Source organism: Providencia sp. R33, assembly GCF_019343475.1.
Lineage (GTDB): Bacteria > Pseudomonadota > Gammaproteobacteria > Enterobacterales > Enterobacteriaceae > Providencia.
In genome coordinates this window covers 1,780,021-1,795,492 of the sequence record NZ_CP072453.1, presented here as the reverse complement: position 1 = coordinate 1,795,492, position 15,472 = coordinate 1,780,021, and the positions used below count along the sequence as shown (strand labels likewise).

13 protein-coding genes are annotated in these 15,472 nt (G+C 39.3%); 4 read left to right on the top strand and 9 right to left on the bottom strand.

The window, feature by feature from the left end; all coding sequences use genetic code 11:
- Positions 1–362 precede the first annotated feature (362 nt).
- Complete coding sequence (locus J6836_RS22720; protein WP_255586356.1) at positions 363–1,871, top strand: hypothetical protein; 1,509 nt, start codon at positions 363–365, stop codon at positions 1,869–1,871.
- Positions 1,872–2,185: 314 nt separating this feature from the next.
- Here J6836_RS22720 and J6836_RS08445 read toward each other — a convergent pair whose 3' ends face one another.
- Together J6836_RS08445 and J6836_RS08440 are read right to left on the bottom strand one after the other, a co-directional pair.
- Positions 2,186–3,946 (bottom strand): ATP-dependent helicase, encoded by a 1,761-nt coding sequence (locus J6836_RS08445; RefSeq protein ID WP_219248468.1) that lies wholly within the window; start codon positions 3,944–3,946, stop codon positions 2,186–2,188.
- 2 nt (positions 3,947–3,948) lie between these two features.
- Positions 3,949–5,859 (bottom strand): ATP-dependent nuclease, encoded by a 1,911-nt coding sequence (locus J6836_RS08440; protein ID WP_219248466.1) that lies wholly within the window; start codon positions 5,857–5,859, stop codon positions 3,949–3,951.
- Between the two features lie 295 nt (positions 5,860–6,154).
- On the opposite strand from J6836_RS08440, the gene J6836_RS08435 reads away from it, so the two are divergent.
- Positions 6,155–6,319 (top strand): hypothetical protein, encoded by a 165-nt coding sequence (locus J6836_RS08435; protein ID WP_219248464.1) that lies wholly within the window; start codon positions 6,155–6,157, stop codon positions 6,317–6,319.
- On the opposite strand, the gene J6836_RS08430 is transcribed toward J6836_RS08435, so the two are convergent.
- The 4 genes from J6836_RS08430 to pth form a co-directional block, all read right to left on the bottom strand.
- A complete protein-coding gene (locus tag J6836_RS08430; protein WP_219248462.1) occupies positions 6,316–6,933 on the bottom strand; it encodes a Fic/DOC family protein in 618 nt (205 codons plus the stop codon). The two genes, J6836_RS08435 and J6836_RS08430, sit on opposite strands and share 4 nt — an antisense overlap.
- A 172-nt stretch (positions 6,934–7,105) precedes the next feature.
- Complete coding sequence (locus tag J6836_RS08425) at positions 7,106–8,296, bottom strand: tyrosine-type recombinase/integrase (RefSeq protein WP_219248459.1); 1,191 nt, start codon at positions 8,294–8,296, stop codon at positions 7,106–7,108.
- A gap of 215 nt (positions 8,297–8,511) precedes the next feature.
- A complete protein-coding gene (gene ychF, locus J6836_RS08420; protein ID WP_219248458.1) occupies positions 8,512–9,603 on the bottom strand; it encodes a redox-regulated ATPase YchF in 1,092 nt (363 codons plus the stop codon).
- A 103-nt stretch (positions 9,604–9,706) separates the two neighbouring features.
- On the bottom strand, positions 9,707–10,297 hold the full coding sequence (gene pth, locus J6836_RS08415) for an aminoacyl-tRNA hydrolase (protein ID WP_219248455.1): 591 nt from the start codon (positions 10,295–10,297) through the stop codon (positions 9,707–9,709).
- 299 nt (positions 10,298–10,596) lie between these two features.
- Between pth and ychH the strand changes: the two genes are divergently transcribed.
- Positions 10,597–10,863: a stress-induced protein YchH gene (ychH, locus tag J6836_RS08410; RefSeq protein ID WP_219248454.1), complete on the top strand. Its 267-nt coding sequence runs from the start codon at positions 10,597–10,599 to the stop codon at positions 10,861–10,863.
- A 314-nt stretch (positions 10,864–11,177) separates the two neighbouring features.
- On the opposite strand, the gene prs is transcribed toward ychH, so the two are convergent.
- From prs to lolB, 3 genes are all read right to left on the bottom strand, one after another.
- On the bottom strand, positions 11,178–12,125 hold the full coding sequence (prs, locus tag J6836_RS08405; protein ID WP_219248451.1) for a ribose-phosphate diphosphokinase: 948 nt from the start codon (positions 12,123–12,125) through the stop codon (positions 11,178–11,180).
- A gap of 68 nt (positions 12,126–12,193) precedes the next feature.
- Positions 12,194–13,069, bottom strand: a complete 876-nt coding sequence (gene ispE / locus J6836_RS08400; protein WP_219248450.1) for a 4-(cytidine 5'-diphospho)-2-C-methyl-D-erythritol kinase — start codon at positions 13,067–13,069, stop codon at positions 12,194–12,196.
- The gene (gene lolB, locus J6836_RS08395) at positions 13,066–13,722 is read right to left on the bottom strand and encodes a lipoprotein insertase outer membrane protein LolB (RefSeq protein WP_219248448.1); all 657 of its coding nucleotides are present in this window, start codon (positions 13,720–13,722) and stop codon (positions 13,066–13,068) included. The genes ispE and lolB overlap by 4 nt, the downstream gene beginning before the upstream one ends.
- Before the next feature lie 487 nt (positions 13,723–14,209).
- Here lolB and hemA point away from each other — a divergent pair, with 487 nt between their 5' ends.
- Positions 14,210–15,472, top strand: a complete 1,263-nt coding sequence (gene hemA, locus J6836_RS08390; protein ID WP_219248447.1) for a glutamyl-tRNA reductase — start codon at positions 14,210–14,212, stop codon at positions 15,470–15,472.

The window sequence follows — 15,472 nt, the reverse complement described above, 5'->3', positions numbered from 1 at the left end:
CAGATATGCAACGGTGCCTCGGTATAAGTATACACACATAGGTACATCTATATAGGTATACATTGAATATAGAATATGTACGAGCATCCTATGCTCAATGTGATGATAATGTAACGTTGGATGATGAGCATCATGTATATATAATGCTATGACCAGTTATAGCTATAGTGTTGGAAAAAAAGTTCCAGCCCGCTCCTGTAGTGGCTTGATAGGGACATCCTCATGTGTCTGATGACACGGCAACGTGTGTTTCTAGCCCTCAATCATCCCTTGAGATTGATGTAAATATTTGGGTGTAGCAGGCTAATCCCCACTTTTTGTACGGAAGTAATTCAGTTTAACCAACAATATGGAGAAACTGAATGAAATCGTATTGTACGAAAGATAATATTCTTGTAACCGCACAAACGCTGGAATGCTTCAAGCGCACTATCTTTTCTATCCCTTTTGATAAGACGGCAAATGGGTATCACAAACAACGGTACTACCGAAGCATTGCGCTGTTTATTCAACATCTCATCTGTTCGACCACTGTAAGCCGGAATAGCCAAAAGAAAGCGAAGTTTAAAGGGAGTAAAAAATGGACGTATTCGGTGCCATTTCCTTATCAGCTAGGTGAAAAAGTGTGTCCCGAGGTGTTTAAGGCATCTAAAGATCTCGGGTTTAAGCGGGCATTAGAGAAATTAATTGAAGCCAAGCTCATTAAAGTTGTTCCTTACAATCGGTATCAGCACCGATGTCGAGAATATGCCTTATCAAAAGCGTTTTTAACACAGCTTTTTCCAAAGGACAGAGCGGGCTACCTCAAACGAGATGACCGTTATACTTACTTAACCAATCTGTATGGCAAACGAAAAATCGAAGGCATACTAGAACAACTACTGAGTCAGCAGGTTAAGGGAGCAGCGAGTCCTAAGCATGCAACAACTAAGCGGAACATCCCATCAGAAGGGTTACGCAATGTCGTTCAGGCGGTCTATCGGCAACTAGAACCTTTACACATCAATATCGATAACTTAATGGCATATTGTCAACGGTATCCGACAATCAAGAATATGGGATACTACACGCGCTTTATTTCACACTTATGTGAGGTGGGTGTGGAGGTTAAATCGACTACACCGCTGGTGGTTACATACCGACAAGCCTACAAAGTTGCGAATATTGGCAGCCGTTCATTTGAAATCGGCACCGGATTTCAGTATTTACCGAGTCAAATGAAATGGGCATGCCTTGATCGCGGGTTTAACTATGATATTAAAGGGTGTCAATTAGAGATACTCAGGCAGGAATTTATACGCCATAAGATAAGTACAAAAGCATTGTCCGTACTTGAGACGGGTTATATTAAACGTAAGCTTAATATTGATGATGAGCTAGTGAAAACCGTCCGCTTTAGCACGATTTTCAATGCGGGTTCCGTAAGTTGCTCTCCTCGTAGTTCGTTATATAAAAAACTCACTAAGTTCTATCAAGATAAGCAGGTTAAATTTTTGCTTAAACGTTGGAAAAAGGCGACAAGAGTACTAAAAAGGAGCCTTGAAAAACTTGTAAAATGTTACTTGAATAGCGGTACGACTAATCGCCACGGAGTATGTGTTAGAAATTCAGTTGGGCAACCATTTAATACGACGAGGCGAAAATTACCAAGTGGTGAGTGGAAAATATGGGGGAGCGGTAGCAATGCGATGAAACGCAAATTGCTCGCCCATATGATCCAAGGATTGGAGAGCCGTGCAGTCTATGATTATGTAAGCTTGCACAGCGGTGTTTGTGCGCTAGAACATGATGGATTTGTGAGTTTGCATGAGCTACCTGATGGTGATTGGCAGCACCCATATTTGGATATAGTGTTGAAGCATAGCAGTTAGTAAAGTAGTAATATTATATGAGTTGATCTCACTATATTACAGTAGAGAATTATACATAATTTGTCAGTCAACTCAGGCCACATCAATATAATGTTGGATTAACATCAAATAAGTGTGAGTAATTATATTGGGCACTATCCTTCAGGGAAGGTGGTGATTATACCTGTGAGACTATAGTCATTAAACATGGAAGTTTAATGACGCTAAGTACTTGCAAAGTCGGTGATGTGTTAGTATGGATATTAGATTGTTAGTAGTTCTTATAACTAATTACTATCAGCTTTACCTCACCATGGATGGAGTAGATAAATATTTTATTCAATGATAAAACCAAGTTCTTTTAATGATTCAGCTTCATCAACTTTCAATTTTTTGACACACCAAATTAGTCGATATCTAGGTCTTGAGCTCGCGACATATGCAAATCTAGCCGATTCTGAATTAGGATCATTTATCCATTGCTTCCAATGTGAGCCATTATTTCCTGTATTTGAAGGAGATGATAGTAGAATTGTCACATCGTGGGTTTCACCTTTAATGCTATGAATTGTAGCATATTTATAATTTTCGTTATTCCTTTCATTTATTGTAGTGAATTCTGATACATTAAATTTGGCAAGTCCTGACGGTGATTTTATTGGTAAGGAAAATACGTCTTCAGCTATCGATTTTAATCCATCAATAATGAATGATTGCTGGTGAATAATGGGAAGAACTGTATTAGCATTTTTACACCATTTGCTCCATGTTACTGTAAAGTCATTGAGGTTATTCTCGATGAGATATTTTAATGTATTGAAAAGAAACATTCGCCATTGTACAGATGATTCTATTTCATTAGGGCAGTTATACGTAGATTCTTTTATTGGATGGTTTAATTTTGAGCGTATTACTGTCGAAAATAACTGTAAGGCATTTTTAATATTTTGAGTTCCTTGAAATGAGAAAAGATTTACTGCGTTAACAAGATTTTTTACTTGATTATTTTCAATGCCATTAAATGTAAACTTTTCCAAAATTGAATGTCCACGAGCTACTATTACGTTGTTGCTGTAACCGAGACATGATTTTTCAATCTTGTCGATTAGCTCTAATGGCGTTTCATTATATTGCAATACAATACATGGTGATTCCACAGAGCTAAACTGGCCACTGATACCACCATTTGATATTAATTTTGAACAAAGATTAATTATTTGCTGACAACTTCGATAATTGGTTTTTAGTGGCATTTTTTTAAAGTTGTTATCCGCAATGAATTTTATTGTATCAGCTGGATTTACAGCACGGAAACCATAAATAGATTGGTCTAAATCACCAACAAAATGAAGTGCAACACCTAAGTCATGAAGGCTTTGCAATATAAATAAGTGCTCGAATGCTAAATCTTGGCATTCATCAATAATTATAAGTGGGAATCTTTGTGAAAGTAATGACGCATATGTTTTATATTTCTGGTCACTAAAAATTTCTTCAGCTAGATATAACGAGTCATCATGATTCATGAACCCGGATTTAAATAGTCTGTATTTTGTGTCGATTAAATCGTCAAGTTGCCAGTCTTCTAATTTTATAGATTTTCTCATTCTATCAAGTTCAGAATTATTAGAGTTGAAACGTATACGATTATTTTTTCTATCGAAACTAAAATGATGTGCTTTAATCTTTCCTCGTTTATTGTATGCATATTTTGTTTGAATGAATAATGGCGATGTGGCTTCTATGATTTTTAATGTGTTGTTATTATCCTCACCCTCAAATTTCGTTAGGTCTTTAGCGTTAGGGCTAATTAAAAATTTAAATATAAAGCTATCAAAAGTCCCAATAAAATGCGGGAATCTACAGAAGGTTTCTGGAGAGTATTTTTGAACTCTTGAGATAAGTTCTTCTGTAGCGCTATTAGAAAAAGATAATAAGGCAAGACCTCCAGGGGAATGTCCCCAATTATGTATTTCTTTTGCCACTTTTGCTGCAATAATTTCAGTTTTCCCGCTGCCGGGACAAGCCTCGAGATAAATACTTGAGTTGATGGGGGATTCAAGATAATCTATTTGTTGGGAGTTAAAGTATTCCATTTTTATTCATCTCCCTCTTGACATGCCCAGAGAATAGCATTTTTAATATATTCTGGTGTCTCAAAAATAACTAGATTTGTAGATATTTTGTCTGACAAGCTTTGTGCGAAGTATCCTTTTCCTAACTCATTGTGCTCAATGTACTGTAGTAAATCATGCGCAACTACCGCCCGCTCTTTTGAATCTTTACTAGACCAATCGTCTTGTACATCTGCAATTATTTTTATTTTCTTTTTTATTTCCCCATTTGTTGGCCAAATGTCATAGAGTACAGCTGACATAACTGCAATATTATTTCCTTCCATTGCTAAATCGTATTCAAGCGTTTTGTATTTGCTTACATATAGTCTTGCATATTTTGAACAGTTTATCTCTTCTACGAGCTTGATTGCATGGTTGGTGCCTTCATACATATTGCCATCATGGGGAATAATTGTTTTTTCGATAAATTTATCTTCTCCAACACTCTCTGTTATTTTTTTTTGTGGATCAAGGTCTGTCAATCCTGCACACCTTACAGGAATGTTATCCCCATCATGCTTTGTTTTTTCGCTTGGAATAGTAAAGTTACAATATATTCCCATGAAGTGTCTGAAATAGATTCCGTTGAGATTTATAACAGAAACACCTAAATCTGATAAAGTATTCTTTCCTGCACCTCGATCCGCTAATATCCTATTTGCTAAAATAGGTAATAACATTTGCTCGGCTATGCCTTCAACAAGAATTACCCCACTTGCGAAAAGTAAGTTGGATTTAGTCACATCCATCCACCTATTAATGAACTCTTTACTTTTTTTTGCTAATCCACAGTCTTTTATACGTGTAGCTACTGGAGAAGTTGATCTGGATAAGTGAATTATAGAATCAACGTTGACTGACGATGCAAGAGTTGTTGAGTGTGTTGTAACAATTACTTGAACATTATTTTCTTTATCTTCAGATACTTTTTTTAAATGATCAAGTAATCTTATTTGAAGTTGAGGGTGTAGATGGGCTTCAGGTTCTTCTATTAATAATATTCTACAAGTAGATGAATCTTGTTCATTACCGAGAGTTAACTCGGCTAATATAGAGGCAATATAAAGAAGGTTGTTATAACCTAAACTGTTTTGCTCTAAGCTTCTGAAAAGTTTGGTATCTTTTTCATTTAAATTAGGGAAAAATATTAATCTTAAACTCTCTACAATTCTAGTAAAATCACTTTCTGCAAATTGAATGGCTGTATTTTGACCAAAATTAAATCCTATTGCATTTTGTAGATGGTTTTTAATTAATTGATTTGCGGTTTTTATACTATATAAATCACTGTTTGATAACTCATCATTAAAAGTATTTACTTTATCTACAAGAGGATGCACTTCTCCATTTCTTTTTAATACTTTTAGATCTTTTCTGTTTATGGCTTTTAAAAGCTTTGATAATCTGGATTGGCGGCCGTTGGTTAATTTTGATTCAGCATCTCTTAATGGAGGAAGATATATGCAATAGATTAGGTCTAATAATTCATAATCAAATTGAGAGCTTTGCGAATCACCGCCCCACAGTGATTTTTTATATCTACCTCTTATCTCCTTGTTCTCAATGTGTAAATTTAATTTAGCTACATCAGAGTTTCCCGTCCAAGGAAGTAAAGCAACTTTCTCTTTTACATCTAAATTAGAAAATTCCGCATTAATTGTAAATGAATCACTTACCTTGGGGGGATTGCTAAATGGGCTATGAAAATCATTCTCAGTTATATTGTATCGTTCTGATTCCGAATCGATAAATAACTGTCTTATTGAATTTATAATAGCAGATTTTCCTGCTCCATTCTCTCCTACAATAACACTAAGGCCTTCATTTAAAGAAATGTTAAATTCATCATCAAAACATCTGAAACCTTTAATTTTTAATTTACTTAGAAACATGTGAGTGTCCGTCCTGATAATATTCGAAAATTTCTTACGTCAAGTTAAAGCTTTAGATAAACGTTCTAACTAAAAACTAACATAGTTTCAATATATTAAAGAAAAAACTGAAGCCTCCTACCTTGATTTGTGGAAAAACTCTCATAAATAGGAGTGAAAATATTCGTTTTTCGAGTTTGAATATAGGTTTTATTTCTTTTTAGAGTATTATGACTTAAAGAGAACAGGAAAGCTGTATTGCCATATAAAATAACGGTGATAAAATGCACTATCGCCCGTTTGAAGTGAGACTACCATGAAAAAAAGTAAATTAATTCAAGCAACAAAACCAACGCGTACTCAACTTATTCGCTCGGTAGCAACCTCTACAGCGATTGAAACAGGGCAGGAGTCCCGTCGCCTTGAAGAAGAAATGAAAGCGAAACGTGAGAAGTTTGGACATTTGAAACTGGCGATTTAACTTTCTTTCAAGGCTTCATTAACCCAATATTTCATGGGTTCATAGTTAAGGTTTAACCCTGCGTGGATTGCTGCAATGTACTGCTCGGGGTGTTGAGTCCAACTTTCATAGTCTAACGGCTGGAAACCAGCTTGTACTGCCATCACATCTGCGAGTAAACGCGATAAGCGCCCATTTCCTTCCCTAAATGGATGTATCAGAATTAATTCCACATGTACTGTTGCTATAGCTTCTATGACTTGTTCTCGGCTCATATTGGTGCAGGGTGTGTACTTCGCTAGAAACTCTTTTTCAAATTGAGCAAGTAACTTTGCAATTCGACCCGCAGGGGCAAACATAAAGCCACCCTTGCTAATATTCACAGTACGTAACTGACCAGCCCACTCGTAAACATTCCCTAACCATTGGCGGTGCCAACGCTGAATAAGTGATACGGTAATTTGTTCAGTGGGAAATTGTTCTTCAAAAATGACTTGATACAGTTTTTCTAACAGGACAAGCTCTGCATCATTGATATCATCAACGTTTGAAAGCCCTAGCTTATTAGCTAGCACTTCTTCTTCAGAACTATCAGCAAATTTTCCTTCGCTGTTAAACACATCGTATTTATTCATATAAGCGTGTTCTTGTGGTGTGGGTATGAATTTTGTACGTTATAATGCTAAAAACATCAAATAAATAATAACTACCTATAAATCAACGGATTAATTAAGTGTAGGTTAAATTATAGGTTTTTCTGGAAAATTAATAAATATCGTTATATTTCAAAGCTAACACACCCATGCATCATGATTTTGATTCAAGGTTGGCCCGTTTTACCCAAATATCAAGTTTATCAGCCCAATCTTGCATCATGATTTTGCGCTCTTCAAGATAAGTTGCATGGTTATATGAACGTCTAACGCTATTTGAGTCCATATGGGCTAATTGTGCTTCTATAGCATCAGGTCTATATCCAAGCTCATTTAATCGTGTGCTGCCTGTTGTGCGTGTCGCATGAGGGCTATATATACCACACCAACCTCTCGTTTTAAGAAATTGCCTTAGTGAGTTAGTAGACATCGGTTTATGGCAAGAGTCACGACCGGGAAATAAATGTTTACGGTTACCAGTAAAGCCATAAAGAGATTTTAGAATCGCAATAGCTTGTGTTGGTAGAGGAACAATATGTTCTCTTCGTGCTTTCATACGCTCAGCTGGAATAGTCCAAAGTGCATTATCAAGATCAAATTCAGACCATTCCGCCTCAGCGACTTCAGATGGACGAGAAAGCGTCCACCACATTAACCACATACAATAGTTCAGTTGAAAGGTACCACGGCTATTATCAAAGTTGTTGAGTAATTGACCTATTTGATCCGTAGTGAGGGCTTTTTTATGTTGTGTTTTATTTGCAGGGAGAGCTTTTCTTATTGCCCATACAGGATCACTATCAGCTCTTAATGTAGCAACAGCAAATTCAAAAATTGAGGATATCGTCCGTTTAGCTTCAGCAGCAACCGTTGGAGCACCTCTTTGAACTTCACGCTGCAATATTTTTAGAATATGGTGAGATGCAATTTCTCTTATTGGTAATGTACCGATAGAAGGAAACACAATGCGCTCCAACATATCAAGGCGACGGTATTTTGTCACATTAGCCCAATCTTTCATTTGCAGCCATTCTTTTGCGATAATTTGAAATGTATTTGCAGATTCGTTCGCTTTTCTGATCTTATCTAGTTGCTTAGCTTGTGTTGGATTAATCCCTTCTGATACGAGTTTTCTGGCATCATCACATTTAGATCTGGCTTCAGCTAGTGTTACCAATGGGTAGCTACCCAATGCAAGCATGCTTGATTTTCCATTTATTTGAAAACGGAATCGCCATGCTTTTTTACCATTAGGTTTCACTTCAAGGTATAAACCGTTGAAGTCATTGATACGATAAAGTTTTTCTTTAGGTTTTGCAGTTCTGCATTTTGTATCAGTAAGCATAATAAGTTCAACTAGTTATGTAAGTTGATATTATTATACTCACTTAAAAAGGGAAGATAAATAAGTTGTACTCAGTCATATACTCATTTAGTCACGAGCTTTTATGAAACTGAATGAGACATAAAACAGCATAAAATCCAGTTAATATTATGAATTTTATGCTGTTTTATTATGAAGTGATACGTTGTGAAACAGTATGAGACTAGAGTATAAGTTTACACATTAAACAAGAAGTTCAGGACATCACCGTCTTTAACGATGTAGTCTTTTCCTTCTGCGCGCATTTTACCTGCCTCTTTTGCACCTTGTTCACCGCGGTACTGAATGAAATCAGCAAATGCGATGGTTTGAGCACGGATAAAGCCTTTTTCGAAGTCAGTATGGATTTTACCAGCCGCTTGTGGCGCAGTTGCACCGACAGGGATTGTCCATGCACGAACTTCTTTAACACCCGCGGTGAAGTAAGTTTGCAGGTTTAGTAATTCATAACCAGCACGAATAACGCGGTTTAAGCCAGGCTCTTCGATGCCTAAATCAGCCATAAATTCGTCGCGTTCTTCATCATCTAACTCAGCGATGTCGGACTCGATAGCGGCACACACAGGCACAACCACAGAACCTTCGGCTTGCGCAATTTCATACACTTTGTCTAAGAAAGGGTTATTTTCAAAACCATCTTCGTTGACGTTCGCGATATACATGGTTGGTTTTAACGTTAAAAAGCTTAAATAGCGGATTGCGGCTTTATCTTCAGTGGTTAAATCCAATGTACGCAGCATGCCTGCTTGCTCTAAATGTGGCAGGCATTTTTCTAACGCTTCTAATTCTGCTTTCGCGTCTTTATCGCCACCTTTAGCACGTTTTTGTACGCGGTGAATAGCACGTTCACAGGTATCAAGGTCAGCTAAAGCTAGTTCGGTATTGATAACATCAATATCTTCAGCGGGGTTAACTTGGCCAGCAACGTGGATAATATTGTCATCTTCAAAACAACGTACAACGTGGCCGATAGCTTCGGTTTCACGGATGTTAGTTAAGAATTGGTTACCGAGACCTTCACCTTTTGATGCGCCTTTAACCAAACCTGCAATATCCACGAATTCCATGGTGGTTGGTAAAATACGCTGTGGCTTCACGATTTCAGCTAATTGATCAAGACGTGGGTCTGGCATTGGCACAACACCCGTGTTTGGTTCAATTGTACAGAAAGGGAAGTTGGCTGCTTCGATGCCGGCTTTGGTCAATGCATTAAATAATGTGGATTTACCCACGTTTGGCAGACCAACGATACCGCATTTAAAACCCATATGTTTCTCACCTTAAATAGCGAGGGGCAGGCGAGTGCTGCACCCAATGTTTAGAAATTGGCGCTGATTATACACAAAAAGTCGATTTTGATGAAATGAACTCTTATGCAGTCGCTTTAAAGCTATGTAAACGGTTAATCGCTTTGTCCATTCCATCAGATAACAGAATGTCTGTGCACCTTACCGCTTCATCAATCGCGTCATCAATCAGTTTTTGCTCAGACATAGGTGGCTTACCTAAAACAAAACCGACAACCTTGTTTTTATCACCCGGATGGCCGATACCAATGCGTAAACGATAAAAATTTGGGTTATTGGCAAACTTGCTCTGAATGTCTTTTAACCCGTTATGGCCACCATTACTACCACCAAGCTTCATTTTTGCCACACCCGGCGGGATATCAAGCTCATCGTGGGCGACTAAAATTTCATCGAGGTTAATACGATAAAAATTTGCGATGGCCGCGACGGCTTTCCCACTGAGGTTCATAAAGGTGGTTGGTACTAATAAGCGAATATCATTACCACCAAGGTTAATGCGTGCGGTATAGCCGAAAAATTTCGGTTCTTCTTTTAAGGGTTGATTGTGGCGTTTAGCTAACAAGTCAACATACCATGCCCCTGCATTATGGCGGGTTTGCGCATATTCAGCTCCCGGATTTGCAAGGCCAACAATTAATTTAATTTTGCTCACGACGACTATTTCACTGTCAGTTTATGGAATTAATCGCCTAGTTTACCTTGTGATGTGGAGGATGTACAAAAATCCGATAAAAACATCATGCTAATTATAATTGCCATAGAAACTATTCGTTTTTTCTGCATTTTTGATAAAAAGCACTTTATGGGTAGATATTATGGATAACTTTGTACCTTGTGATGCCTATCGCAAAAAATTTTACTTAATGCACTATAATCCTTACATAAATATAAAGAATCACCGAATTTATTTACAGATGCTTGCTTATCAGTCCACTGATACTGGAGGTAGATATGAAACGGAAAAGTGCTCATTTAATTGGTAATGTTCTCATGGGATTAGGGATGGTCATGATGATTGGGAGCATTGGGGTTAACCTATTTGCCCATGTGATCAACTTTGGTTTATCTGAACTGGTTACCAACGGTTCACTCTTCGGAATTTTCGTGGGTGCAATGGTTTGGTTAGCAGGGGCGAGGGTTGGAGGACGTGAAAAAGTCGCGGATCGCTACTGGATGTTAAAACATTACGGTCGTAAAGATAATCACCGTTACCCATAATTATTTAGCGTATTAACAAGTCAGCGATAATTTTAGGTGATAGTTAGGTGATAGATTGCTGGGTGATAGTCGATGTTTTTAATGTCAAAGTCGCCTAGCTAAATAAGGTTTGTGTTTTTTAAACGACTCTTGCAAAGAAGTTGGTTATTTTTATGGCGTATAGGCTGTATGAATAGAAAACAGCCATAGAAATAGGTATCTGCAGTTTTATAACCCGCAAAAATCATAAAGCCCCTACAGATATCTGTAGGGGCTTAATTTTTGGCTGTGATTTGATTCCATCACCGTAAGAACAGGAATAACCCGAAGGGAAATTAGTGCTCGAACATTGCTGAGATTGACTCTTCGTTGCTAATGCGACGAATAGCTTCAGCCAGCATACCTGACAGCGTCAAGGTACGAACGTTAGGTAGCGCCTTGATTTCAGGAGACAGTGGAATAGTGTCACAAACAATGACTTCATCAATCACTGAATTTTTGATGTTGTCTACAGCATTGCCTGAGAAAATCGGGTGAGTTGCGTATGCGAACACACGTTTTGCACCACGTTCTTTCAGCGCTTCAGCCGCTTTACACAGGGTACCACCGGTATCAATCATATCGTCAACTAAGATGCAGTCACGACCTGAAACATCACCGATAATGTGCATAACTTGAGAAACGTTTGCGCGAGGGCGGCGTTTATCAATGATTGCCATGTCGGTGTCATTCAGGAGTTTTGCGATAGCTCTAGCACGTACCACGCCGCCGATGTCTGGAGATACAACGATTGGGTTTTCCAAGTTTTTCTGGAGCATATCTTCCAGAAGAATTGGGCTACCGAATACATTATCAACAGGAACATCAAAGAAGCCCTGGATCTGCTCTGCGTGAAGGTCAACAGTGAGAACACGGTCAACGCCAACACTGGACAGAAAATCGGCAACAACTTTAGCGGTGATTGGTACACGGGCAGAACGTACGCGACGATCCTGTCTTGCATAACCGAAGTAAGGGATAACAGCGGTAATACGACCAGCAGATGCACGGCGCAGGGCATCGACCATAACAACCAGTTCCATTAAGTTGTCATTAGTTGGTGCACAAGTTGACTGGATGATAAAAATATCACCACCGCGAACATTTTCATTAATTTGAACACTGACTTCGCCGTCGCTAAAACGACCAACAGCCGCGTCTCCAAGATTAGTGTAAAGGCGGTTAGCAACACGTTGTGCTAGTTCCGGTGTAGCGTTACCAGCAAAAAGCTTCATATCGGGCACGAGAAAAACCTCAGGCTTGCGTCCAGAGAGATATTGTTGACCAATAGCAATGAGTGTTGTTTCATTACTTATTGGTGCAATACACGGGTTATCCCAGCGCGGAAATTGTGCAGTGGGGATACGTTAACGCCTTGAGCGACGAACCCTTGCACCCACGATGGGGCTTTATTTAACACCTTAAGGGCATCCGCTTGTGTTTCAAATTCAGAAAAAACACACGCGCCTGTTCCTGTTAGGCGAGACAGAGCATATTCTAACAGCCAAGAAACAAGCTGTTCAACCTCACGAAAACGTTTTCTTGCGATCGGTTCGCAATCATTTGCGTACGGAGCCAGTAATAATGCGGCTAGGGAGCGTTTTGGAGAATTTCGATTTAATTGCGGATCTGTGAAGATAGTCGGGGTTGATATTTCAATTCCGGGGTGAGCAACCAAATACCATTTCTCTTTAGGGTAAGCTTTGGTTAATATTTCACCAATTCCTTCCGCGAACGCTGCATGGCCACGAACAAAGACGGGGACATCCGCGCCGAGACTTTTACCTAAATCTGCAAGGATCTCATCGGACACTTGTGTACCCCAGTGTTCATTAAGGGCAATCAATGTAGTTGCCGCATTAGACGAACCACCGCCAATACCGCCACCCATCGGGAGAATTTTATCAATCGAGATATCAGCACCAAGAGGCTGAGACCAGTTGAGCGTTTCATGGCAATAGCGTTGCAGCAATGTAGCAGCCCGCAAAATTAAGTTCTTTTCGGGAGGAACCCCTGCCATTTCAGTTACTAAATTCAGTTGGTCATCATGGCGTGTGGTAATCGTGATTTCATCGCCATAATCTAAAAACTGGAACAGTGTTTGTAATTCATGATAGCCATCAGGGCGCTGACCCGTGATATACAAGAATAAATTTAATTTAGCGGGGGAAGGCCAAGTTAAGGTCATTTTTTCAGTGTCCAGCTGTCCATTTTCAATTTAATTAATCGTTCGCCTTGGCGTAGTTTAAGGTAATTTGGCAGCATTGGCGAGGTTTTGGTGTCGTAGGAAATATAATCTAACACCCATTTTTCCCCGTTTTGTTCAAATGTCACGCTTTTTAATAAGTGGTTTTCATCTAAGGTGAAATCCGTCGCCCGTCCTGGAGAGCCAACTAACCAAGCTGTTAAATCATCCAGTGGAATTTCCATGCCAGTAAGTTGATAGATTAACTCGCTAGGGACATCACTCATATGAGTTTGTCCATCTTTGGTGGTTAAACGCGCCAAATCAGGCTCAACGGTGAGTTCTAATTCACGACTACCCAGCGGGTTTGTCAGCAATAAACGATACTTTTCAGGTGTATATTGCTGCCAAAAGAATTTTGCGTAAGTCTTGGTTTCGCCGCCATTATAAACGAAGGATCCACGTGTTTGATAATCACGCAGTTGATTCAATTCTTGCTGGTGGGCTTTCCATTGTGCGTCAGACGCTGAACCTGTGCCTTTGGTGGTATTTTGTGACGTAGTGACACAAGCGGTTAATAAAAGGCAGGAAAGAGGCAAAAGCCGCCAAAAGCCTTTTACAGGGTGAGTGAACGACAAAACTTGGGTTAATTGCATAGTCAATCTCAACGTTTTAGGGCACAGATAACATCATAAATTAAAGCGAATTACGCTAGGTTATACATAAGGTAGCGTATTGATGGGCAAAATTGTGCGCTAATCTGCTGATTGAATCAATCAGAATAGGGTTATTTACCTTAAAGTTAATTAAAGCAATAGGGCATCACCATTTGCTTTCTGTGCGAAATAATTGCATTCTTTATACATGTTATTGTAGTCGTTAGCGTTGTATTTAATAATTTGCTAACAATAAAATTAAAGGAACGATAGGTTTCAATCATGAAAAATAATCGTTAACACTTTTTTTTTCGTTTATTTTTTGGGATTGGTCATCTTTCTGAATGATAGAACCTTGCAAAGCATAGAAAGCGTCGCGAGGATCATCTACAATAGTCGAATATAAATAACAGTAATGTTCTATTCATTAATGAGCATAACGTTACTGAAAAAATAATTAGCAATGTGAGCAAAGTCGTAAAGCGCAATGACCTTATTAGCCTTAGGCATCAATCATAAAACAGCACCAGTCGCCCTGCGTGAGCGGGTAACTTTCGGTCCTGAAAAAATCGACCATGCACTTGAGGACCTTCTTAAACAACCTCAAGTGAATGGCGGCGTTGTGCTGTCTACGTGTAATAGAACGGAGCTGTATCTGAGCCTCGAGTCGCAAGACAAAGCGCAAGAACAGCTGATTAAATGGCTATGTGATTTTCACGGAATCACTCCAAAGGATTTGCAGCCTAGCCTGTATTGGCACCAAGATGACCACGCCGTTAGCCACTTAATGCGAGTGGCAAGTGGCCTCGACTCCTTGGTATTAGGGGAGCCGCAAATTTTAGGGCAGGTGAAAAAAGCATTTGCACTTTCACAAGATAGCCATTCGTTATCCAGTGAATTGGAGCGTTTATTCCAAAAATCATTTTCTGTCGCCAAACGCGTGCGAACAGAAACGGATATTGGCGCTAATGCAGTTTCTGTTGCGTTTGCTGCTTGTACTCTGGCTCGTCAAATCTTTGAGTCACTCAAACATTTGAATATTTTGTTAGTCGGAGCAGGGGAAACGATAGAGCTTGTTGCTCGCCATTTGCGTGAGCACGGCGTGCAAAAAATGATGATAGCGAACCGAACCCGTGAGCGTGCTGAACTGTTAGCCAATGAAGTTAACGCACAAGTGATTTCATTAGCGGATATCGATAGCCGCTTGGCTGAAGCTGACATTGTTATCAGCTCGACAGCCAGCCCTCTGCCAATTATTGGTAAAGGTATGGTTGAGCGTGCAATGAAAGCTCGCCGTAGTAAGCCAATGTTATTAATCGATATTGCTGTACCGCGGGATATTGAACAAGATGTTGAAAAACTTCGCGATGTGTATCTGTATACCGTTGATGACCTTGAGTCCATCATTGCGCAAAATTTAGCACAGCGTAAAGCAGCAGCGGTTGAAGCGGAGTTTATTGTTGAACAAGAAAGTAGCCATTTTATGGATTGGTTGCGTTCACAAGCCGCAGTGTCTACAATTCGCGATTACCGAGAGCACGCTGAGGTTATCCGAGCTAATATGGCCGAAAAAGCGTTAGCGGCTGTTCGACAAGGCGCTGACCCTGAGCAAGTGATTATGCAGTTATCGCAGCAACTTACCAACCGCCTTATTCACGCTCCGACCAAATCGCTGCAACAAGCAGCGGGAAATGGCGATGTTGAGCGTCTAAATCTACTTAGGGACAGCTTAGGGCTGGACCATCAATAA